At 39.2% G+C, this 21,225-nt stretch carries 22 protein-coding genes and 1 pseudogene; 17 read left to right on the forward strand and 6 right to left on the reverse strand.

Features of this window, described 5'->3' with window-relative positions:
• Positions 1-93: 93 nt before the first annotated feature.
• The gene (locus STRMA_RS02130) at positions 94-951 is read left to right on the forward strand and encodes an aldo/keto reductase (protein WP_003079154.1); all 858 of its coding nucleotides are present in this window, start codon (positions 94-96) and stop codon (positions 949-951) included.
• A gap of 297 nt (positions 952-1,248) precedes the next feature.
• Here STRMA_RS02130 and STRMA_RS02135 read toward each other — a convergent pair whose 3' ends face one another.
• Positions 1,249-2,079, reverse strand: a complete 831-nt coding sequence (locus STRMA_RS02135) for a LysR family transcriptional regulator (RefSeq protein WP_003081627.1) — start codon at positions 2,077-2,079, stop codon at positions 1,249-1,251.
• Positions 2,080-2,189: 110 nt separating this feature from the next.
• On the opposite strand from STRMA_RS02135, the gene STRMA_RS02140 reads away from it, so the two are divergent.
• The 6 genes and pseudogenes from STRMA_RS02140 (at position 2,190) to STRMA_RS09745 (ending at position 5,819) form a co-directional block, all read left to right on the forward strand.
• Positions 2,190-3,062, forward strand: coding sequence for an alpha/beta hydrolase (locus tag STRMA_RS02140; protein ID WP_003079236.1), 873 nt, complete (start codon positions 2,190-2,192; stop codon positions 3,060-3,062).
• A gap of 181 nt (positions 3,063-3,243) precedes the next feature.
• Positions 3,244-4,116 (forward strand): alpha/beta hydrolase, encoded by an 873-nt coding sequence (locus tag STRMA_RS09345; RefSeq protein WP_003080528.1) that lies wholly within the window; start codon positions 3,244-3,246, stop codon positions 4,114-4,116.
• The gene (locus STRMA_RS02150) at positions 4,113-4,388 is read left to right on the forward strand and encodes a flavodoxin family protein (RefSeq protein WP_003079707.1); all 276 of its coding nucleotides are present in this window, start codon (positions 4,113-4,115) and stop codon (positions 4,386-4,388) included. Before STRMA_RS09345 ends, STRMA_RS02150 begins: the two co-directional genes overlap by 4 nt.
• A gap of 165 nt (positions 4,389-4,553) precedes the next feature.
• Positions 4,554-5,180, forward strand: a complete 627-nt coding sequence (locus STRMA_RS02155; protein ID WP_003081176.1) for a GNAT family N-acetyltransferase — start codon at positions 4,554-4,556, stop codon at positions 5,178-5,180.
• Between the two features lie 247 nt (positions 5,181-5,427).
• A pseudogene (locus STRMA_RS09850) lies at positions 5,428-5,601 on the forward strand (aldo/keto reductase); the annotation flags it as partial.
• 65 nt (positions 5,602-5,666) lie between these two features.
• Positions 5,667-5,819 carry a hypothetical protein gene (locus tag STRMA_RS09745; RefSeq protein WP_162097592.1) on the forward strand — a complete coding sequence of 51 codons (153 nt, stop codon included), beginning with the start codon at positions 5,667-5,669 and terminating at the stop codon, positions 5,817-5,819.
• A 14-nt stretch (positions 5,820-5,833) separates the two neighbouring features.
• Here STRMA_RS09745 and STRMA_RS02165 read toward each other — a convergent pair whose 3' ends face one another.
• The gene (locus STRMA_RS02165) at positions 5,834-6,469 is read right to left on the reverse strand and encodes a TetR/AcrR family transcriptional regulator (protein ID WP_003079485.1); all 636 of its coding nucleotides are present in this window, start codon (positions 6,467-6,469) and stop codon (positions 5,834-5,836) included.
• 190 nt (positions 6,470-6,659) lie between these two features.
• On the opposite strand from STRMA_RS02165, the gene STRMA_RS02170 reads away from it, so the two are divergent.
• A complete protein-coding gene (locus STRMA_RS02170; RefSeq protein WP_003078602.1) occupies positions 6,660-8,036 on the forward strand; it encodes an MFS transporter in 1,377 nt (458 codons plus the stop codon).
• 315 nt (positions 8,037-8,351) lie between these two features.
• Here the strand turns inward: STRMA_RS02170 and hemH are convergent, their stop codons facing one another.
• Positions 8,352-9,311 (reverse strand): ferrochelatase, encoded by a 960-nt coding sequence (gene hemH, locus STRMA_RS02175; protein WP_040841462.1) that lies wholly within the window; start codon positions 9,309-9,311, stop codon positions 8,352-8,354.
• 263 nt (positions 9,312-9,574) lie between these two features.
• On the opposite strand from hemH, the gene STRMA_RS02180 reads away from it, so the two are divergent.
• The 9 genes from STRMA_RS02180 to STRMA_RS02215 all read left to right on the forward strand — a co-directional run bounded on the left by STRMA_RS02180 (position 9,575) and on the right by STRMA_RS02215 (position 15,958).
• Positions 9,575-10,075, forward strand: coding sequence for a phosphatase PAP2 family protein (locus tag STRMA_RS02180; protein ID WP_003079244.1), 501 nt, complete (start codon positions 9,575-9,577; stop codon positions 10,073-10,075).
• Positions 10,076-10,100: 25 nt separating this feature from the next.
• Positions 10,101-10,475: a hypothetical protein gene (locus STRMA_RS02185; protein WP_003079511.1), complete on the forward strand. Its 375-nt coding sequence runs from the start codon at positions 10,101-10,103 to the stop codon at positions 10,473-10,475.
• Between the two features lie 46 nt (positions 10,476-10,521).
• Positions 10,522-10,926, forward strand: coding sequence for an acyl-CoA thioesterase (locus tag STRMA_RS02190; protein ID WP_003082278.1), 405 nt, complete (start codon positions 10,522-10,524; stop codon positions 10,924-10,926).
• An 89-nt stretch (positions 10,927-11,015) separates the two neighbouring features.
• The gene (locus STRMA_RS02195) at positions 11,016-11,876 is read left to right on the forward strand and encodes an SDR family oxidoreductase (protein ID WP_003080075.1); all 861 of its coding nucleotides are present in this window, start codon (positions 11,016-11,018) and stop codon (positions 11,874-11,876) included.
• Between the two features lie 18 nt (positions 11,877-11,894).
• Positions 11,895-12,623, forward strand: coding sequence for a pseudouridine synthase (locus STRMA_RS02200; protein ID WP_003082266.1), 729 nt, complete (start codon positions 11,895-11,897; stop codon positions 12,621-12,623).
• 17 nt (positions 12,624-12,640) lie between these two features.
• A complete protein-coding gene (locus STRMA_RS02205) occupies positions 12,641-13,549 on the forward strand; it encodes a hypothetical protein (RefSeq protein WP_003078505.1) in 909 nt (302 codons plus the stop codon).
• Positions 13,550-13,727: 178 nt separating this feature from the next.
• The gene (locus STRMA_RS09435) at positions 13,728-13,856 is read left to right on the forward strand and encodes a DUF4044 domain-containing protein (protein WP_003081276.1); all 129 of its coding nucleotides are present in this window, start codon (positions 13,728-13,730) and stop codon (positions 13,854-13,856) included.
• 51 nt (positions 13,857-13,907) lie between these two features.
• A complete protein-coding gene (obgE, locus tag STRMA_RS02210) occupies positions 13,908-15,218 on the forward strand; it encodes a GTPase ObgE (protein ID WP_040841464.1) in 1,311 nt (436 codons plus the stop codon).
• Positions 15,219-15,775: 557 nt separating this feature from the next.
• Complete coding sequence (locus STRMA_RS02215; protein WP_003081256.1) at positions 15,776-15,958, forward strand: hypothetical protein; 183 nt, start codon at positions 15,776-15,778, stop codon at positions 15,956-15,958.
• Between the two features lie 285 nt (positions 15,959-16,243).
• Here STRMA_RS02215 and STRMA_RS02220 read toward each other — a convergent pair whose 3' ends face one another.
• The 3 genes from STRMA_RS02220 to STRMA_RS02230 form a co-directional block, all read right to left on the reverse strand.
• Entirely contained in the window at positions 16,244-17,743 is a 1,500-nt protein-coding gene (locus tag STRMA_RS02220; RefSeq protein ID WP_003080382.1) for an ATP-binding cassette domain-containing protein, read from the reverse strand.
• A 436-nt stretch (positions 17,744-18,179) separates the two neighbouring features.
• A complete protein-coding gene (locus STRMA_RS02225; RefSeq protein WP_003081684.1) occupies positions 18,180-18,920 on the reverse strand; it encodes an amino acid ABC transporter ATP-binding protein in 741 nt (246 codons plus the stop codon).
• On the reverse strand, positions 18,920-21,100 hold the full coding sequence (locus STRMA_RS02230) for an ABC transporter substrate-binding protein/permease (RefSeq protein ID WP_003078534.1): 2,181 nt from the start codon (positions 21,098-21,100) through the stop codon (positions 18,920-18,922). Before STRMA_RS02230 ends, STRMA_RS02225 begins: the two co-directional genes overlap by 1 nt.
• Between the last annotated feature and the right edge of the window lie 125 nt (positions 21,101-21,225).

A 21,225-nucleotide genomic window follows, 5' to 3' on the forward strand; every position in this document is an offset into this window, starting at 1 on the left:
TTAAACTACATAGCAGTATGAACAAGGAACATTGTTCAAAGATTTTATAAAGGTTTATAATAGGGATATAAAGATTGAAAGAAGGAAAGACAAATGAATGATACAAGATTAAACGATGGAAATCAGATTCCTACAGTTGGTTTTGGAGTCTTCCAAATCCCAGCTGATGGCTCAACCTATGAGGCTGTCAAGGAAGCCTTGAAAGCTGGCTACCGTCATATTGACACAGCCCAAGCTTACTTCAATGAAAAGGAAGTAGGGCAAGCCATTGCAGACAGCGGTCTTCCGCGTGAGGAAATTTTTGTCACAAGTAAACTCTGGATTCAAGACTATGCTTATGAAACAGCTAAGGCAACGATTGATGCTGCCTTAGAAAAAATGGGGCTGGACTACCTCGACCTCTACCTTCTCCACCAACCATACGGTGAAGTAGAACAAGCCTGGCAAGCCTTAGAAGAAGCAAAAGCGGCCGGTAAAATCAAATCCATTGGTGTTTCAAACTTCACACCGCATTTTTGGAATCAATTTGTTCCGCATTTTAAAACAATTCCAGCTGTTAATCAAGTAGAGCTGCATCCTTATTTCCAGCAAAAAGAACTGCGCAGACTGCTAGCCAAGGATGATGTCAAGATTGAGGCTTGGGGACCGCTGGGTCAAGGAAATCATGAGCTTTTAACAGAACCTCTTATTGTCAAACTTGCTGAAAAATACGGCAAAGACGTCGGTCAAATCATTCTGCGCTTTGAAGTGCAAGAAGGCATCATTGTTCTTCCAAAAACAACAAATCCCAAACGTATGCTAAGCAATAAAGATATCTTTGACTTTGAACTGACAGATGAAGAAATGGATGCCCTTCGTGCGCTGGATAAAGGACAGGGTGCCCACAATCCAGATGCAGCGGGAGTAGGAGAATATCTACTAGCCAATTATGATGTCCATGCCAATGACTAGGGAGTAGGAAAGAAAATCAGTAAGACAAAGTCTTCGATTTCGTTGCCGCACGCCCGCAAGGTTGAGTAGGTCTGTAAAGGTTGATTTATCAACCGAATAAAGACCACTCATCTACTGCGCCTTATAAGCTTATCAGACTGTGTCTAGATATGGGACTGCTATCTTGATCTCCGCATAAGTCTCTTGATAACTAGAAAATAATAGAAGATCCTCTAGGCAGTTGCTTAGAGGATCTTGTTTAGACAAGCTTTTGTTCCTTGCTTTTATAACTTTAGGCTTAAGATTGAGCATCATTGTTTAGAGTCCTAGTGTCTTTAATAGACCTTTATTTTTTTCTAGGACACTGATATAGAAGGTTTTAGTAGCCTTATCGTCAGTAATGGGAATATTAATACGCCTTGATGATTCCCCGTAGTAATCTTCAGTGATATTGGTAGAAAAATGCGGGAGATCAGAGGCGGCAATCAGGTCAGTAAAGGCTTGGCTGTCCGCTTGCTTGATAAAGTTAGTCTCAGTGAGACTCTCTGTAATAGCATCCCAAGACCCCAGATTGGTACGCAAGAGCATACTGAGTCCTTTGAGATCGCTGAGCTGCAATTCCTCTCGTTCTGCTAGGATATGTTTGGCGGGAACAGAGAGAAGGAGCTGTTCCATAAGGAAGTATTGCGAAAGAATCCCTTCTTTTTGGATGAGCTGCTCTGTGATAATGACTTGAAATTCTCCATTTTCCAGCCCTTCAAGGAGCTGGCTTTCGTCTTGAATACTGAAATCAAGCTGCTGGGTCAGGTGATTTTCATCTGCCAGTGCTTCTAGATCAATGATGGGGCCTGGTGCGGTAACGCCGATAAAGAGTTTGGTATTGCGCAGAGCTTGGTGGTGAATATTGGTCAGAAATTCTTCAGTCTGTCTCAAGAGCTGTCTAGCTTGCTTGGCAGTATAGAGTCCTGTCTCTGTGAAGCTAGTCTTATTTTTCTGGCGGTCAAAGAGCTGGATGTCTAGCTCCATTTCTAACTTTTGCAGACTGCGAGTCAGAGCAGGCTGAGAGATCAGCAGCTTTTGAGCTGCCTTGGTAATGGTTCCTTCCTCTTCAAAAGTGACTAATTGCTGCAGTTGTTCGAGATTAATCATAGTCTCTCCTTTTCATTCACTATGCATTTATATTATACCACAATAGCAAAAACCCATTGTACGAAAAAGCCTTGAGACGATAAAATGGAATTATCAAGAAAGGAGGGACCATGATTAACCAACAATCAACTATAAATGACATTTTGAAAAGACCTGAATTTTCAGGTTTTGGTGAAAAGCTATTTCCTATGGATTTACAGCTTAGCAAGGCTCTCTCACTTCAAGAACTATCCAGCAGTCTGCCTTGGTATTCTCATATAAGCACGGAACGGTCAGTTGCGGTGCTTAAACAGCTATCTCTCAGCGCCCAAACTGGTCAGACCATATTTTATGATATTTACACTGAAAAAGAAAAAGGCAAGGATCCTCGTAAGGCAAGGACCGGTCTCTTCTTTTTCCGGGGCGAAAAAGGTGCATCGACGGCCATCATCAGTGCAGGCGGCGGTTTTCAATATGTGGCGGCTATACATGATAGTTTTCCGCATGCTCAAGAGCTTTCTCGACAAAGCTGCAATGCTTTTGCCTTGATTTATCGTTCTGGTGCTCGGACAGGAAGTGAAGATTTAGCGAGAGCTATTGCCTTTCTTCATGAACACCAAGAACAGCTGGGCATTGATATGACAGGCTACTCTCTTTGGGGTGGTTCAGCAGGAGCCCGTATGGCAGCTTGGCTGGGCAATACCGGACCTGGACCTTACGGTGAGAAGCTTTATCCAAAGCCAAGTGCGGTCATCATGCAGTATACAGGCTTATCAGAAGTGACTGGTCAGGAACCAGCGACCTTTGCAGCAGTGGGAACCAGCGATTGGATAGCGGATTATCGGATCATGGAAAGGCGTATTCAAGCTATCAAATCTAAGGGAACACCAGCTGAGATACGCATTTATCAAGGTTTACAACATGGATTTGGTTTGGGAGAAGGAACCAAGGCTGAAGCTTGGATTGATCAAGCCCTTCATTTTTGGCAAGAGCAGTTAGCCTAAAAAGCTGATTAAGTAAGGGCCCTGCTTAGGTTAAAGAAGCTCGATAATTGAGCACAGGCAGCTGTGTGCCTTTCTTTTGGAAAGAAAAAGCCTAATTGAGCTAATGGTTAGAGGCCGTATTTCTTTGTAAATGATGATGGCAGCAGTATTTGCAAGACAATACAGAGATAAGGAGGATGTGATGTATAAGATACCTGAAACATTAGAAAAAATTCCCTGTTCTTACAGGAGACCAGCAGACTATCCAGGCCGATTGGAAGTTTTCAACTATCAAACTAAGGATGCTTTAGATCTTAGCTGCGACTTAAGCAAGAGAGCACTTGTTTACTTACCCTATGATTACGATAAACGTCAGCCTTATGACATTGTTTATCTTAGTCATGGAGGCTGGAGTACTGAGGAAAGCCTAATGGGGACTCCAAAAGCTCCTGATAGTTTTAAGCATGTTATTGATCATGCTATAGCTGCTGGTAAGATCAAGCCTATGATTAACGTCCTTGTCACTTATAACAATCGGACCTCGCGTGATAGCTGGAATTATAGCTTGGCTATTGAATTGACTAAACGTTTTCACAGAGAGTTGATCCAGGATCTTCTGCCAGCTCTTGAATCGCATTACAGCACCTATGCCAAGTCAGCTAGCTTAGAAGATCTGAGAGCTTCCCGCCTGCACCGAGGATTCGCTGGTTTTTCTATGGGTTCTGTCAATACTTGGCGAACCTTTGAATATGCTCTGGATTACTTTGCCTACTTCATGCCCATGAGCGGCAATGTTAAAACAAATAAACTGGATTTTGAGCAGCTGGTGCAGGATAAGCAACCGTCCTTCTTTATCTTTGCCATGTCAGGCGATCGAGATTTTGCTTATGAAGCTTTTAAAGAGCAGGTAGTAAATCTTCAAGGATTAGTATTTAGATTTGCGGACAATGAGGCAAAAGGCAATATTGCCTTTCGCGAGATGCCTGGCTACCAGCATGATAAGCTAGCAGCAGATACCTATACTTACAACGGCTTACAATTCTTTTGGAAAAATCATATGGAGGCTATCAAATGAGTATTTTATTTATCAATGCCAGTCCTAATAAAAATGGCAATACAAGCCAATTAGCCAAGCAAGTGCTTGCAGAGAAAAACTACGGCAGCTTGCAGCTAATCGATTATAAGATTTATGATTACGGGCAGGATTTCCCAGATGACCAGCTAGAGGAGGTCTTGGCGCAGGTGTTGGCTGCTGATACGCTGGTCATTGGTTCGCCCGTTTACTGGCACAGTTTCACTGGTCTGCTCCCACTCCTGATGTTCTTAAAATGGCTGACTATACCATAAACCGTTACGCTGATCTTTATGGAATGGATTATCTGGGAATGGTCACCGATGGACAAGGAGCTCGCCGCATGGCAGAGCAATTGTGAGTGAAGCTGGGGAAGGCAAGTTGCTTATGACAGTATGGTATAATAGGGAAAATATTTTCAACTAAAGGAGTCCTAAACTATGACTGTTGAGATTCGGCAGGAGCTGCCATCAGAGTACCGTGAAGTCGAAAATCTTGTCCGTGAGGCCTTTTGGAATGTTTATCAGCCAGGCTGCTCGGAGCACCTGATCCTACATCAGTTTCGCCATCATCCCAATTACCTGAAAGACTTGTCTAAGATTATTCTGGTTGATGGTCAGATAGCAGGGCAAATCACCTATAGCAAGGCCCTGCTCCGCCATGAAACGACGAATGAGACCAAGGAAATTGCTCTTTTTGGTCCCTTTGCCATTTCCCCAGATTTTCAAAAACGTGGGCTAGGCAAGCAATTATTGCAGACGACCCTTGATGAGGCCAAGGCAGCTGGCATTTCCTATGTCATCATTCTTGGTGACCCCGACTATTACAAAAAGTTTGCTTTCCTTCCTGCCAGTACTTATGGGGTGGCTCTAGAAGGGCAGGATAAGTCGGAGCCCTTTGACTTCTTGCAAATCCTTGACCTGCAAGCTGATGGCAGCATCAGTCAAGCCACTGGCCCATGGATTTTTGCAGATCCAGAAGGCTACGAAGTGGATGAAAAGACTCTGGAAGCTTTTGACAGCCAATTCCCAGCTAAGGAGAAGAAAGTCCTGCCGGGGCAATTATAGAGAGAAGCAAAGGACCTAACTAGGGTCTTTTTTGCTAGCCGAAGCAGCCAAGATCTCACTATGCAGATTCCTTATACTGGCATGATCAAGCTCTATTGTACTTCTTTTTAGCAGCAGCTTATAATAAACTTATCAAATGAAAGAGGTAGATGATATGAAAACAGAATGTAAAAAAATAGCCATTATCGGAGCTGCTGGACAAATTTCCCGCATGCTCATTGAGCGCTTATTGGAAGAAACAGATCTGCAGCTGACCCTTGCCTGGCTTTGGAAAAAGGGCATAGATAGCCCAATTATGGGGGTCACCAAGGAAAACTATCTAGATGACTTCCTCGGAGCCTTTGATGTCAAATTAACAGAACAAGATATAACCTATTTAGATGAACTCTACAAACCGCACAAAGTTGTAGGCGCTTTGTAACAAACAGCCAAGTTTTTTAGCCTGAGACTGGCTAAACTTGTTCTTTAAAAAAGAATCATATAATCATGGCCACCCGTTTAGCGGGTGGCCATGATTTTGCACTTATCTTGTCAATGTTAGATATAGAAAACTCTACAATACCTATAGCAGATTTACCCACTGCAGATATTATAGAGCCTAAATATTATACGTTTAATTGCTTAATTAAACAGCAATAGAAGAATTAGTCAAACTACTTATTCTTGATGAGGTCAATCGAGTTATTGATAATCAGTATTATACAATCAATACTGCTTTTTCTCAATAATTCTTTTTCTTTATTCGAATGTTCAGAATACAGAAGTTCATCTACAGTTGACGAGAGAAGGTTAAATATGACTTCTGAAAGAATTTTTAATTTTTGGCTTTCTTTAAAACCGGTATAATTTAAAAAGCATTGATAAGTTAGTTCCTTAACTTTGTAATGATGGGACTCTAAAACTAATTTTACTTTTGGTATGGTAAATGCCAGCATTTCTATTTGAGAATGGAATTCCTTGTCTTCGCTTTTTAAGAGTTTCTCCATTAAGATGTTTAAACATTGTCTAGGATTGTTCTTGAATAATTCAAAAAAATCCTGAGTGTTGATATCATCAAAGATTTGAATAAAAGTATTATTATAATGATTTAATAATGCTATTAGAATTGCTTCTTTATCAGAAAAGTAAGCATATAAAGTACCGATAGATACCCCGGCCTTTTTTGCAATTTCATTTGTTGTTACATTAAAGTAATTTTTCTCGGAGAATAGCTGTTTTGAAGTTTCTAATATTCTGTTTAATTTATCCATGCTCCTTTTTTGTGTAGGAGTCCGCACTGTTTTCCCCATAGTATAAACCTCAGTTATAATATTGATTCAGTCTTGTAACTGATATAGTATCATATTTTTCAGAAAAAACAAAAACTTGCCAACATAAAATATGAGTATTTATTCATATTTTCTGTTGACAAGTTTTCAATAGAAGAGTACCATAATTATGAGTAAATGCTCATATTAAATAAAAGGAGTTCAATTCAATATGTTAAAAAAAATATTATTAACATTTGCGATGTGTTTAGGTATCTTTCTGGTTATGCTGGATACAACAATTATGAATATTGCACTGCCTGCCATTAAAGACGGGATAAGTGTCAGTACTGATAAGCTATCTTGGGCTTTAAATGCCTATACAATTGTATTTGCAACATTTACTATTCCATTAAGCAGACTAGCTGATATTTATGGCAGGAAAAAGTTGTTGGTGATTGCTTTCATTTTGTTTGGCCTAGGCAGCTTGCTCTCAGGTTTATCTAATGGTTTTTATCAATTAATTGCTGGCAGGATTATTGCTAGTCTTGGAGCTTCTATTTTATTACCAGTTGGTAATGCCTTGGGCATTTCCACTTGGAGTGTTGAAGACAGGTTTAAGGTAGTTGCTGCTCTAGGTTTAACACAAGGTGGAGCTGCAGCTATTGGTCCAACCTTAGGTGGTATTATTACTGATAATTTATCATGGAACTGGATTTTCTTAATTAATATTCCGATTGCTCTTATCGCTATTATTTTATTGACTATGTCATATGCCTCCGCAGAGGAAGTTTTAAATAGAAAAATTGATTGGTTGGGCAGTTTGATTTCAATGATGGGTCTCTTTGCAACAGCATTAGGACTGATTAAGTATAGAGAATGGGGAGTTAGCGATGCAAAAACTTTAATATGTCTAGCAGTTGCTATTGTTTCAGTTGTCATATTTATTGGTGTTGAAAAGCATATAAATTATCCTATGATTGATTTAGCCTTGTTTAAGAAGAAAGTGTTTACTGTTTCATCGCTAATTGCTTTTATTGCTCAATTTTTCTATATTGGTGTCATTGTCATCTTACCGACCTTCTTTACTCTTGTTCAAGGAAAAAATGAACTGGATGCTGCTTTAATCTTATTACCAATGTCGATAACTGTTTTTTTATTTGGTGGCTTAGGAAGTTTAGTCATTAATAAACTTGGTCCAAGATTGCTAGTTTTTATTGGTTTACTCTCCATTTTAGTATCTTACTATTTGTTAACAAATTGCGATTCTGGCAAAGTTTCAGCTATTATTCTTTCAACTTTTATTCTTGGTATTGGTTTTGGTATTATTGCTGGGCCAATTAATGTATTAGCAGCCTCAGATTTTTCTGGAGGAATGTTAACAGCTTCTCAAAGTGTTATTAGTGTCATAAGGCAAATTGGTTCTGTATTTGGTGTATCGGTATTTATGTCCATGATGACTTCTAACTTAAAAAATCTATCGATTCACGATTTTTCGCACCTATCAAATGCTTATCTTTCTATCTATAAACCATGGCTGTTACCATTGCTTTTATTATTAATGCTGACTTTCCTTTTCCCAAAAAAGGAAAACTATCTCGAAAATTAGAAAAAATCATTATTAAAATAAGACTTCATAAAGTAAATTTAAATATAAAAAGAAAACATTTAAAGGCACTCAATTAAAAAACAACATTATAAAATTAATTGTGATATAGAATCTATTGTAATTAAGCAGTTGGTATTCTAATCTCAAAAATGATATTCCTAGATTCTTTGAGATAGTGCAGTATAAACTTGTATAAAAAACACCCCAATTGTTAGATTTTTGTCTAACTTTTGGGGTGCGGTTCTGCTTTCCTGTTTTTTTGATGATGGGGTTTTTACAAATGGGGGTGTCTCCTATCCTTTTAGTGATTAGCTTTTATATCTTCTTTTTAATGAGATCGGCTAGGAGAGCTATGTGAGCTTCACTGGTGTTAAGAGCAGGGATATAGCGAAAGTGTTTTCCGCCTGCTTGTAAAAATAAATTACGGTTCGTGATTGCGATTTCTTCTAATGTTTCTAAACAGTCTGCTGCAAATCCTGGACAGATGACAGCCAACTTTTGAATTCCTCTTTGCGGTAAACTCGCTATTGTTTCGTCTGTATAAGGCTTTAGCCACTCTTCACGCCCAAAGCGGGATTGATAGGATAGCAGCCATTGGCTGCCAGACAGTCCTAAATGCTGGGCAACCAATCTAGCGGTCTGCCAGCAGTGGTCAGGATAGTAATCACCTTCTTTTTCATAGCGTGCAGGTATACCGTGAAAAGAAAACAGCAGCGTTTCATCTTTTTCTAAATTAATGGAGTCTGCCAAAGCTTTAATATAGGCTGGGTGATCATGATAATGATGGATTAACTCAAAAGGGGGCAGCCCTTTTTGATGGTAAATGGATCTAGCAAAAGCATCAACACCCGCAGCAGTTGTTGTAGAACTGTATTGAGGAAACAAGGGGAGAATAATAAGTTTGCTGATATTTTCCGCCAATAATTCATCTAAAGCGTTATTAAAACTAGGCTTACCATAAACCATGCCAACTTTAACAAGACTATTTCTATCTTCATGATCTAAATAAGCCTGCAGGGCTTTGGCCTGCTTTTCTGAGATAACCCGCAAAGGGGAGCCTTCTTTGGTCCAGATATTGTCATACAAGGGACGGATTTTGTGAGGCCTTCTAGGTAAAATAAAGCCATAGAGAGCTGGCAGCCATAGCCATCTTTTAAAATCAATAACCCGATGATCTGATAAAAAAGGTCTAAGAAAAGCGCGGATAGCTTTTGGAGTTGGAGCTTCCGGCGTTCCAAGATTAACTAATAAAATACCCAATTTTTGAGCCATCATCATTTCCTTTCTCTATCCATAACTGTTTCTCTATCATAACTTAAAACTGTTCAAATAACAAATATCATAACATTTTTATTCCCAAAGATATCGTGTTTTAAAATCTTGTTTTTCCTCATAAGCTTATTGCGATCCTAAGGAGTCTTTTAGCTTAGAATATGGTATACTATTAGGAAAGATCGAAGTCAAAAGGCTGCTTTCCTTTTGGCGGATTGCTTGATCTTTTACCGATAATACGGCGCAGATAATAGGAACATTGCAAGATGAAACAATATGACAATTTTTATGAAAGACAGACAGCTTTTTTTAGAAATAGGCCTAGAGCTATCTTCTGGCTGAGATTAGCCAATAGTATGACGGTAAAGCTGATGTCTGTTGTCTATGCCATCTTATTAACTGCTGTATTTAAGACGCGTGGCGGATTAGCTTTGCTTCCTTATCTTTTGCTGCCGAGCATTAGTTTTATTGCTTTGTCGCTTGTTAGAATTTGGCTTAATCAGCCAAGGCCTTATGAAGTTTGGCAGATAAAACCACTGATTGTCAAAGAAACCAAAGGAAAATCTATGCCCAGCCGCCATGTCTTTTCAGCCACCATGATCAGTATGTGTGTATTGCATGAGAATCTCACTTTAGGTGCGGTGCTCTTGCTAGTATCTGCCTTGCTGGCTTTTTGCCGTGTCTGGGGCGGAGTGCACTACCCTAAAGATGTGATAGCGGGCTATATGATCGGTCTGGCAGCAGGGGGATTATTGTTTCTTTTTTAATAAAAATGAAGAAAGGAGATAAGCTATGGGAGTAATACAATGGTTTAAAGATAAGATGTCTCCGCCAACTCCTGAACCTGGCTTGTATTTAAGCAGCCAGACTGCTGATATTTTTAACCCAAGTGCGAAAGAAGTAGAAGAGGCTGTTCGTTTAGCAGATAAGCCTGAAGAATTTGTCACACTGTCTTGGACAAGTGTCACCGGTGAGACCTGTTTTATACAAGCTTTGGGTTCTGAAGGGTTTTATAATATTGAATATCGGACCAGCGATTTAAAGGAGGGCTATGTCTTTCAGAAAAAGAATGTTCCAAGTAATGAGACCTTAGCCTTGTTTACAGCCTTTTGGGAAAAGCAGGCTATTTCTCTTGATGCAGCTTGGATCAAAGAAAAGGTGTATTAGTATTTGTCTATAGCAGCTGTTTATGAGGAAAGGAGGTGTTTCTATCATGACGCCGCATCAGCACTTTGTTCAATATTATGAAACAGACCGTATGGGGATTACCCATCATTCCAATTATATTCGCTGGATGGAAGAAGCGCGTGTTCATTTTCTGACAGAACTTGGCTGGCCTTATGAACTATTGGAAGAAAAAGGCATTATCTCTCCTGTTACGGCTGTCAGCTGCCATTATTTGGCGACCTCTACTTTTGCTGACCAGATTAAGATTAGTGTCAAGGTAGCAAAAATAAAGGCTGCCCGTTTTATCCTTACCTATGAAATGTTTAATCAAAAAGATCAGCTCATTTGCCAGTCGCAATCAGAACACAGCTTTTTAGATAGGAAAGGCCGTTTTGTCAATTTAAAAAAGATCCTTCCAGAATTTTACGGGAAACTGCAGGAGCTGTCTTAAAAAAGCTGTCATTGATCTATTTTTAGAGAAAGTAAGCTCTGTCAGTAAAATGGCTTTAAAATTGATAAAAAAGAAAGGAATTTAATCTAATGACGATTGCTATTACAGGAGTAACAGGAAACATAGGTTCCAGAGTTGCTGAACTTATTTCTCAAAAAGGTTTATCGGCAAGGCATCTTGCCAGAAGTCCTGAAAAAGCTAAGAAATACGCAAAGGCTGAACTTTTTAAAGCCTCCTTTGACTATTCTTCTCAGACTATTGCAGCTTTAAAGGGAGTAGATACGCTTTTTATGGTGTCTGCTGCAGAACATCCCAAACGGCTGCAGCAGCATTTTGCTTTTATTGATGCAGCCAAAGAAGCTGGTGTTAAGCATATTATTTATACTTCTTTTTACAATGCTCGGGAACAGTCTGTTTTTACTTTGGCCCGCGACCATGCCAAAACAGAAAATTATATCAAAGAAAAAGGCTTTGCTTATACATTTTTACGGGATAATTTTTATTTAGATTTCTTCTTAGATTTATGCCTGGAAAACAGTGAAATTCGAGGCCCAGCTGGTGATGGTAAGGTTTCTGCTGTTGCTAGAGAGGATGTGGCTGAAGTAGCAGCAGTATTATTAACGCAGCCAGAAAAATGGCTTGATCGCGTTTTGAATTTAACAGGTCCTAAAGAGCTGTCAATGTCTGCTATTGCTGAAACTGTCAGCCATAAAACTAAGCAAGTAATTCCTTATATAGATGAGACAGTTGAGGAAGCTTATGCTTCACGCCGAGCTTGGCCTGCCCAGCAGTGGGAATATGATGCTTGGGTCAGTACTTATACAGCCATCAAAGCAGGTGAGCAGGCAGGCTTAACTTCAGATATTGAAAGAGTCTTAGGGCGCCCTGCAAAATCTTTAGAAGAATTGCTGAAAGACAGAGCCCCAAAGTCATTTTCATCTGATAATTAAAAACTTAAAGGAAAAGACATGCGCTTGGACAAATTTTTAACAGAATGCGGTCTTGGCTCGCGTTCTGAAGTGAAAATACTGCTAAAGAAAAAACTGATTAAAGTTAATGGTAAGATAGAAAGTTCACCTAAATATCATGTTAATGAGGCTTCTGACAGTATTTGCTTTAAAGACCAGAAGCTAGTCTATGAGAATTTTCTGTACTATATGCTAAATAAACCGCAAGGGGTTGTTTCAGCGACAAAAGATGATCAGCATCAAACCGTTTTGGATTTATTGGACCAGCCAGCACAAAACAAATCTGTTTTTCCTGTAGGACGCTTGGATATTGATAGCCATGGTCTTCTTTTACTGACTAATAATGGCGCCTTAGCACATGTCCTTCTATCACCTAAACAGCATGTGAATAAGCTTTATCGTGCTAAGATTTCTGGCCTTATGACAGCAGCCGATATTTTAGCTTTTGAAAAAGGTATTGAACTGGAGAATTTTGTCTGTCAGCCAGCACAGCTGGAAATCTTGTCTTTGGATAAGGAAGAAAATACCAGTCTGGTTCATATTAACATCAAAGAAGGAAAATTCCATCAAGTGAAGCGTATGGTTCAAGCATGTGGAAAAAAAGTAATTGATCTTAAGCGTCTGTCTATGGGTCCTCTGGTTTTAGATGAGCAGCTTAAACCAGGAGAATACCGGCGGCTGACGAAAGAAGAACTCCGCCAGTTGGCTGTATTCAATGTAAGCTTGTAGATAAAAGTGAGGCAGGGATGAAGAAAAAGTATGGGTTTTATCTGATGATTTTAGCTGCGGCAGGCATTGTATTATGGCTGCTGTATGTTAGAGCAGTTCCCAAAACATCAAGTAATGCTATTAAAAGCCATCAAAAATTATACGGAGTAACAGTTGATGATAGTTGGTATGGTAAAGTGAAAACAGCTGATATTGTCGCAGCTTTAAAAGCAATGCCAGTTAAACCTACAGTAAGAATCGTTATGTCCAAAGATCGTTCGGCAAAAGCCTATCAGCCTTTGTTTCAAAAGATACATCAAGTCGCTTATATTATGGCTTCTCCTGTTGATTCTTATGAAATGAACTTATATAAGGATACAGCCAGTTATCAAAAACGCTTTAAAGAGGCCTATCAGCAATTATCTGCCTATACTGACATATGGGAAATTGGCAATGAAGTAAATGGTACAGATTGGATCAAGCAAAAAGATCAGCTGATTAGCCACAAACTTTCTGCAGCCTATGACACGATTTCTTCGGCAGGCGGTAAGACAGCTCTAACCTTTTATTATGAAAATCCTGATCATCAGCACGATATGTTTCGCTGGATTAAAAGAAATATCTCCAATCATTTACGCAAGACAGTTGATTACAGTTTTATTAGCTATTATGAAGATGACAATGAAAATTATCAGCCTCATTGGTCCAGTGTTTTTAAAAAATTGCAGACTTTATTTCCGCATTCAGATGTAGGGATAGGAGAGTGTGGCAATACAGCAAAGAAGGCTACGGATAAAAGTAAGAAAGCTATGGCTCAAAGATACTATTCGATGCCCAACTATACGAGTCGCTATGTGGGAGGTTATTTTTGGTGGAATTGGGTGCAAGACTGTGTTCCGCATGAAAATAATACTGTTTATAAGACTATTTATCATCAATTGAAGTAGCTTCTTTATATCCTAAAACTATTTAACTTTCTCCTTAGCTATTATTCTGTACCTAACCTTAGCATAATTGTGTCTTTCTCTCAAAAATTAAAAGAAGATTTTATAACTTGATATTTGCTTATTCTTTCAATTCGTGATAAGATAAGTAAGATAAATAAGCAAAAAAGAGGTAAGAAAATTGGCTTTTGGAGATAATGGATCGCATAAAAAAACAGCTTTTGAGCGATTAACTTTAGTTGTCGTTGTTGTTATGGTTTTAGTGACTGTTGGAGCATTGGTTCTTAGCGCACTTAGTGCTGTTATTTAAAAAGAAACGCTTATGGGCGTTTTTTTAAGCGAATCAAGATAGGAAAAAAGTATGAGCATGTTTTTAGATACAGCTAAAGTGTCGGTTAAAGGCGGCCGAGGGGGCGATGGAATGGTAGCCTTTCGTCGGGAAAAGTATGTCCCTAATGGCGGACCTTGGGGAGGAGACGGAGGCCGAGGGGGCGATGTTATTTTTGTCGTTGACGAAGGCCTTCGCACTCTGATGGATTTTCGTTACAATCGCCATTTCAAAGCAAAAGCTGGTGAGAAAGGCATGACAAAAGGGATGCATGGCCGCGGTGCGGAGGACCTTTATGTTCATGTACCGCAAGGAACAACTGTCCGTGATGCAGAGACAGGCAAAGTGATAACCGACTTAGTAGAAAATGGCCAAGAATTTATTGCAGCTCATGGCGGCCGCGGCGGCCGCGGCAATATTCGTTTTGCGACATCGCGCAATCCAGCTCCGGAGATTTCCGAAAATGGGGAACCTGGTGAAGAACGTGAATTGACTTTAGAATTAAAAATTTTAGCTGATGTTGGTTTGGTTGGCTTTCCCTCAGTGGGAAAATCAACGCTTCTTAGCGTTATTACAGCTGCTAAACCTAAAATCGGTGCTTATCATTTCACGACTATTGTGCCTAATTTGGGTATGGTACGGACCAAATCTGGAGCTTCTTTTGCCCTAGCTGACTTACCAGGTTTAATAGAAGGAGCTAGTCAGGGTGTTGGCCTAGGAACACAATTTCTGCGGCATATTGAGCGAACACGCGTTATTTTACATGTGATTGATATGTCAGGAGCAGAAGGCCGTGATCCTTATGAAGATTATTTGGCTATTAATAAGGAATTAGAAACTTATAATCTGCGTTTGCTGGAGCGTCCGCAAATTATTGTGGCTAATAAAATGGACATGCCCCAAGCAGCAGAGAATCTTGAAAAATTTAAAGAAAAATTGGCTGCCAGCTATGGCGAATTTGATGATAAGCCACCAATTTTTCCTATCTCAGGTCTTGCGCATCAGGGCTTGGATGCTCTTTTGGATGCGACAGCGCAGCTGTTAGATCAGACAGATGATTTTCTGCTTTATGATGAATCAGATATGCAGGAAGAAGCTTATTATGGCTTTGCCCAAGAAGAAAAAGATTTTGACATCTCACGCGCAGACGATGCTGCTTGGCTGCTGTCAGGTGAAAAACTAGAGAAACTTTTTGCCATGACTAATTTAGAACGGGATGAGTCTATTATGAAATTCTCTCGGCAATTACGAGCTATGGGCGTTGATCAGGCTCTTCGTGAACGCGGAGCCAAGGACGGAGATCTTGTCCGTATTGGCAAGTTTGAATTTGAATTTGTGGATTAAAAAAAGATACAAAGTCCGTCAAGCGAGCAAAGCAAAAATAGGAATTTTGACGAAGAGCCGTGAGCTCTAGGGAAAAATTATCTTTTTTGCATAGCTCGTAGGACGTGTTCAGTTACTATGTTAGTCGTTATAGTGGACTAGCTACCAACCTTACTAACTACGTTAAGGACAGTAAGTATCGACTGTCTTAACTCCGTGTCGTAACAAATTCTATGCTGAGTTAGCCGGCTATGGTGTTCTGGCTTAATTCTGTGACTAGCAAAACTATCTAACGACTAGACGGCAAGCTCTATAGAGAGCATGCCTAGTCATCTTACTAGATCGAAAATGGGTTGGTATCGAACCCATTTTCTCCCGTCGTAATTGAGCTATTAAGCAAGTAGCGTAAAAATTATCTTTTTGCCCAGCTCCTTAGGACGTGTTCAATTGCTGAGTTAGCCGGCTAAGGTAGTCTAGCGCCTAACCTCACTAACTGCGTTAAGGCAGTAAGATTAACTGAAACGGCATAAGTGGGAGTCAGTCAAAACATTTAAAACGATCAAGATGGAGGTTTTACTATGGGCGATAAACCAATATCATTTAAAGATAAAGATGGCCATTTTGTATCAGCAGCCGATGTTTGGAATGCTGAAAAATTGGAAGAACTTTTCAATAAACTCAATCCCAATCGTAAATTGCGTTTGGAACGTGAGAAATTAGCTAAAGAAAAAGCAGGCGAAGCCAAGGAACAAGAGTCATAATGCTTGCCTTACTTACCTGCATAGAGGCTGGGTCAAAAGTGCTCAACTTCTTTATTAGTATAGGAATAACTTACAAGACGCAGTGGTTTGGAGAAACTCTGTTGACTTTAGTCAACTTAGAGTTTCCCATGCACAATTGATTAGACACTTTAGTGCCAATCAATCACTGTTGAGTGGGATCTAATGCGCTGATAAATCAGCTTTTACAACCCTACTCAACTGTGCGGGGGTGAGACGACGAAATCAAGTTTCTGCGAAACTACTGATTTCTGTCCCACTCCCTTTTTAATATTTTTGAAGGTCTTTGTTAGTCAATAGATAACGCGCATTAGCAACGTCGTCAATGAATTTTCTATCGTGAGAAACACTGATAATACAAGCCGGAAAATCCCTGAAGAGTTGCCGGATAAGAGGTTGACTGGTTGAAGAAAAATGCCTTGTCGGCTCATCAAGAATTAAGATATGATTTTGGGCTAAAACCATACGTGCTAAGAATAATTTTGCTTTTTGCCCGCCTGAAAGTTCAAGGACGGAGTGTTCGATTTCTTGTCTTGTAAATTGAAGGCTAGCAAGGAGTGTTCGAGCTTTTTCGATGTCTGATACCTGTGTTAAAAATGTTAAAGCAGTCATTTCTTTGTGAAAAACACTATCGTAATCTTGTGGCATATAACCGATTGAAAAATGATTTTTATCTAGCTCTTGGTAAATTTGTGTGAGCAGACGTGTCTTTCCGATACCATTTTTCCCAGTAATCACGAGTTTATCTTGACCTAAAATGGTTAAACTGACTTTTTGGCCAGTTGGTAAATCATGATTGCCCCAAGACAGAAGTTTTTTCTTTTTATCAAGAGGGACAATATCATCGAAAAATAGTTTTATACTATCCATTTCTTCAGGAAAATCGGCCAATTTTTCCTCTTCTTTGGCATAGCGTTTTTCAAGAGATAAGACATTTTTCATCTTTTTAGCCGCTAATCTCCCCATAGTGCTATCATGAGTATTTCGCACATTATATTCTGCCGCCTGATGAAGCCGTTGTATTTTAGCGTCTCTTTTAGCTTTTATACGGCGGTCGTTTTTGGCTTGTTCCAGTTGTTTGGTGTAAGCTTTGTGACGATAAGTCATATAATCTGTGTAATTTCCTGAAAAATAGCTTACGCGAGCAACTTGACGACGCTTTATTAACTCAAGGTGTAAAACAGCGGTAGCAGTTTTTTCTAGCAGAGCTTCATCATGAGAGATAAAAATAATTGCCTTGTCAGATGATTGAATGAATGCTTGTAAAATATCAATTGCCTGCGCATCAAGGTCGCTAGAAGGTTCATCTAGCAGGAGTAAATCATTATTTTCACCAGCTAATTTAGCCAGTTGCAGTTTTAATTTTTCTCCGCCAGATAAACTTTTCAAACTCTGATTTCTCTTTTCTAAGGCTTGAATATCCAAATCTAATCGCGCAGCCATTTGGTAAAAAGCATTGAAATCGAAGCTAACATAATCTAAATCATCATAAAGAAATTCTGAAACGGTCATCTTTTCTTGTTTTTGTGACAAAGCTTGTGGTAAATATCCAATTTTAGGAAAATGATTATCAATTTTCCCCTCGAGAATACAGTAGTTAGCAATTAATTGCGGAGACAAAATAGCCTTTAAAAGTGTTGACTTGCCAGTACCCTCTTCGCCAACAATAGCTAATTTATCCGCAGAATTGACGATTACATTTAAATCAGAAATTAGCTGTGTTAAGTCTTTAAGATGTGTAATGGTTAAATGATTAATTTGTAGCATAAGAACCTCGCTTTCAATAAAAAACTCTCTACCAAATCAAGTAGAGAGTGAGGTTCAGTTTTATCAAATCAAAAAGCAACCCAATAATGGTAATAAACGACCAGTAATTGGAATTGAAAATGAATTAAGAGCACACTAAAAACAAAACTTGATATGGTAGTATCAAAAATTTCTGTTCTTAGTTGTTCATTGCTCCATTTCCTCCTGAATGTTAAGTTGGTATTAGTTTACCAGAAGGCAAGATAAAAGTCAAAATTTATAGTAGATAGTACTAACAGCAGGTAACGTAAAAGATCAAGATGGTTTAGCATCCGACCTATAAAAAAGGTTATGACGCAAAAGGAGCAGGTTATTATCGAACCTGCTCCTTTTGCTAATAAGTGAGTTAGCTAAGTGTTATAGCTAACAGCTTTAGCTGTTAAGTTTTCTTACTCAGTTACACATTCAGCACCTTATCTAAAAAGTCCTTAAGACGTGGATGCTGCGGGTTATCAAAGATTTCTTCAGGCGTCCCATCTTCGAGGAATTGTCCGCCATCAGTGAAAATAACACGATTAGCAACTTTACGGGCAAAGCCCATTTCGTGAGTGACAATCAGCATGGTCATGCCTTGCTCAGCCAAGTCCCTCATAACATTAAGAACATCGCCAACCATTTCAGGGTCAAGAGCGGATGTTGGCTCATCAAACAGCATGATTTCTGGATTCATTGCTAGGCTGCGCGCAATAGCGACACGTTGCTTTTGACCGCCGGAAAGACTGTCAGGATAAGCTTGAGCTTTATCAGAAAGTCCCACTTTTTCTAAAAGTTCCATGCCGTGTTTTTGAGTTTCTTCCTTAGAGCCTTTACCAAGTTCGATAGGCGCAAAAGTGATGTTATCAAGAACAGTCATATGGGGGAACAGATTAAAGTGTTGGAAGACCATACCGATATTTTCTCGTGCCTTATCAACATTGGTAGAGGAGTCTGACAGCTCGTACCCATCCACAATAACCTTACCGCTAGTAACTGTTTCAAGGAGATTTAAAGTGCGAAGAAAGGTTGACTTTCCTGATCCCGAAGGTCCGATGATACAAACCACATCACCCTCGTGAAATTGAACATCAATTCCTTTAAGAACTTCATTTTTGCCAAAGGATTTATGTAAATCCTGAACATCAATTTTTAAGTCAGTCATTATTTAATCCTCTTTTCTAAACGTTTTGCTAGGCGGGTTAAGAGCGTTATGATTACAAGATACATAATAGCTAAAATAGCATACATGCGGAAGGATTGATAATTACGCGCAATGATAATCTTTCCTGCTTGGAAGAGTTCAATTAATCCAATAGCAGAGATAATAGTTGTATCCTTTAGTGAGATGACAAATTGATTGATAAAGTTAGGCAGCATCAATTTAAACGCTTGTGGCAAAATAATTCTTCTCATAGTTGTCTTATATGGAACACCCAAACTGCGGCTAGCTTCCATCTGACCGCTAGGAACAGCTTCAATACCGCCGCGGACAATCTCAGCAATGTAAGCACCGCCGTTTAACGTAAGAGCAATCGTACCTGCAACAAAGTCGTTTATTGGGCTTTGTTGGCCAGTGATGGACTCAATAAGGTTAGGAATTCCCCAGAAAATAAAGGCAGCAACAATCATCAATGGAATACCGCGAATCACATCAACAAAGATAGAAGCTATAATTCGAAGTGTCTTATAAGGGCTAACACTCATCATTCCAAAGAGGATACCGACAATCATAGCAAGAGCAAATGAAAGGATCGCTAAACTAAGTGTTGTACTAAGCCCTGATAAGAGTTGTTTATAGTTATTGGCAAGAAGTCCCCAAATGGTTGACTCATTAGAAGCTGAAGAGCCTTCTTTATTTTGGCTGTCATTAGAGAGGTATTTATTAATGATTTTATCGTATTGGCCCGATTTTTGAAGAGCAGCTAAACCATTGTTAAACATCTTAATCAGCTCAGGATTTGTTCCTTTTTTGACGGCAAAACCATACTCACCTGACTTTTCTCCAGGAATAGGCGCATCAAACTTACGCCCTTGTTTGATGGCGTATTTTAAAACAGCTTCATCATCCATGAGGGCATAGATGGAGCCTGAATTTAGACTATCATACATGGTTGAAGCTTCATCGAAAGATTTAACCGTGTAGCCGTATTTATCCTTATTTTTTTCCAGGAAAGTATAAGAAGCAGTCCCGTTTTTAGCCCCCACCTTTTTTCCTTTTAAATCTTTATAGGAGACGACTTTGCTGCCCTTACGAACAGCTAGCAAGGTATTAGAGGTATAGTAAGGATCTGAAAAATCAAAAATCTTTTTGCGTTCGTCAGTGATAGACATACCTGCCATTACAGCGTCTGCTTGACTAGATTGAACAGTATTTAAAGCAGCGTCGAAACCAGGGTTTTCCGTTGTAATCGAAAAACCTTGCTGTTTGGCAATAGCTTTGATGAGATCAATATCAATACCCACATATTTGCCGCTGCCATTTTGAAATTCAAAGGGTGCAAAAGAAGAATCCATGACAATCTTATAATTCTTTTTAACAGGTTTTGCTTTAGCTTTGGCATTACCAGTACTTGTACTGAGCGTTGATTTGGAACTTTTATTTGAAATCCATTTGGCCATAATAGCATCATAAGTGCCATCTTTTTTCATTTTTTTGAGCGCTTTATTAAAATCTGTGATGAGATGCTCATATTTGCTTCCTTTTTTAACGGCGAAAGCAAAGCTGCCAATAGACTCCCCTTTCATTTCAATGCGGAGATTTTGTCCTTGATTAATAGCATACTGTGCAACTGGCTTATCATCCATTACAGCATCAACAGCAGCAGATTCTAAACTATTATACATGGAATCGCCTGTGTCAAAAGATTTGATCTTATAGTCATACTTATCCTTATGTTTTTCAAGGAAATTCTGAGCGGCTGTACCATTTTTTACGCCGACTGTCTTTCCTTTCAATTGACTGTATTTAGTGATTTTATCTTTTTTGCGTGTAGCGATAACAATTTTTGTATCATAATAAGTATCTGAGAATGCAAAAACTTTTTCCCGCTCTTTGGTAACAGTTGTACCAGCCATTAAAGCATCGGCCTGGCCAGACTGAACAGCATTTACAGCGGCATCAAAACCAGGAAAGGACATCTTATAATCCCAGCCGCTGATCTCAGCAACCTTCTTGATAATATCAACATCAATCCCTTTGTAAACGTGATCGCTGTCTTTAAATTCAAAAGGTGCATAAGTGGAATCTGATACAATTTTAATATTGTCAGCCGAAGCCCTACTGCTGAACATAAAGAACAGTGCACCTATAGCTGTTACAAGAGCCAATAATTTCCTCTTCATGTTTACACTCCTTCATAAAAATTACGCCTTATTATACCAAATATTGATTCTTTAGGCAAGTTGGACCATCAATATATGTTAGGTTTTATAACATGTACAAGAATTTTTACTTTCCAGCATTTTAA

This window comes from Streptococcus macacae NCTC 11558 (assembly GCF_000187995.2).
Classification (GTDB): domain Bacteria; phylum Bacillota; class Bacilli; order Lactobacillales; family Streptococcaceae; genus Streptococcus; species Streptococcus macacae.

Coding starts and splice junctions, on each gene's coding strand:
- STRMA_RS02130 (WP_003079154.1), top strand. CDS start 94: ATGAATGATACAAGATTAAACGATGGAAATCAGATTCCTACAGTTGGT.
- STRMA_RS02135 (WP_003081627.1), bottom strand. CDS start 2,079: ATGATTAATCTCGAACAACTGCAGCAATTAGTCACTTTTGAAGAGGAA.
- STRMA_RS02140 (WP_003079236.1), top strand. CDS start 2,190: ATGATTAACCAACAATCAACTATAAATGACATTTTGAAAAGACCTGAA.
- STRMA_RS09345 (WP_003080528.1), top strand. CDS start 3,244: ATGTATAAGATACCTGAAACATTAGAAAAAATTCCCTGTTCTTACAGG.
- STRMA_RS02150 (WP_003079707.1), top strand. CDS start 4,113: ATGAGTATTTTATTTATCAATGCCAGTCCTAATAAAAATGGCAATACA.
- STRMA_RS02155 (WP_003081176.1), top strand. CDS start 4,554: ATGACTGTTGAGATTCGGCAGGAGCTGCCATCAGAGTACCGTGAAGTC.
- STRMA_RS09745 (WP_162097592.1), top strand. CDS start 5,667: ATGGCCACCCGTTTAGCGGGTGGCCATGATTTTGCACTTATCTTGTCA.
- STRMA_RS02165 (WP_003079485.1), bottom strand. CDS start 6,469: ATGGGGAAAACAGTGCGGACTCCTACACAAAAAAGGAGCATGGATAAA.
- STRMA_RS02170 (WP_003078602.1), top strand. CDS start 6,660: ATGTTAAAAAAAATATTATTAACATTTGCGATGTGTTTAGGTATCTTT.
- hemH (WP_040841462.1), bottom strand. CDS start 9,311: ATGATGGCTCAAAAATTGGGTATTTTATTAGTTAATCTTGGAACGCCG.
- STRMA_RS02180 (WP_003079244.1), top strand. CDS start 9,575: ATGAAACAATATGACAATTTTTATGAAAGACAGACAGCTTTTTTTAGA.
- STRMA_RS02185 (WP_003079511.1), top strand. CDS start 10,101: ATGGGAGTAATACAATGGTTTAAAGATAAGATGTCTCCGCCAACTCCT.
- STRMA_RS02190 (WP_003082278.1), top strand. CDS start 10,522: ATGACGCCGCATCAGCACTTTGTTCAATATTATGAAACAGACCGTATG.
- STRMA_RS02195 (WP_003080075.1), top strand. CDS start 11,016: ATGACGATTGCTATTACAGGAGTAACAGGAAACATAGGTTCCAGAGTT.
- STRMA_RS02200 (WP_003082266.1), top strand. CDS start 11,895: ATGCGCTTGGACAAATTTTTAACAGAATGCGGTCTTGGCTCGCGTTCT.
- STRMA_RS02205 (WP_003078505.1), top strand. CDS start 12,641: ATGAAGAAAAAGTATGGGTTTTATCTGATGATTTTAGCTGCGGCAGGC.
- obgE (WP_040841464.1), top strand. CDS start 13,908: ATGAGCATGTTTTTAGATACAGCTAAAGTGTCGGTTAAAGGCGGCCGA.
- STRMA_RS02215 (WP_003081256.1), top strand. CDS start 15,776: ATGGGCGATAAACCAATATCATTTAAAGATAAAGATGGCCATTTTGTA.
- STRMA_RS02220 (WP_003080382.1), bottom strand. CDS start 17,743: ATGCTACAAATTAATCATTTAACCATTACACATCTTAAAGACTTAACA.
- STRMA_RS02225 (WP_003081684.1), bottom strand. CDS start 18,920: ATGACTGACTTAAAAATTGATGTTCAGGATTTACATAAATCCTTTGGC.
- STRMA_RS02230 (WP_003078534.1), bottom strand. CDS start 21,100: ATGAAGAGGAAATTATTGGCTCTTGTAACAGCTATAGGTGCACTGTTC.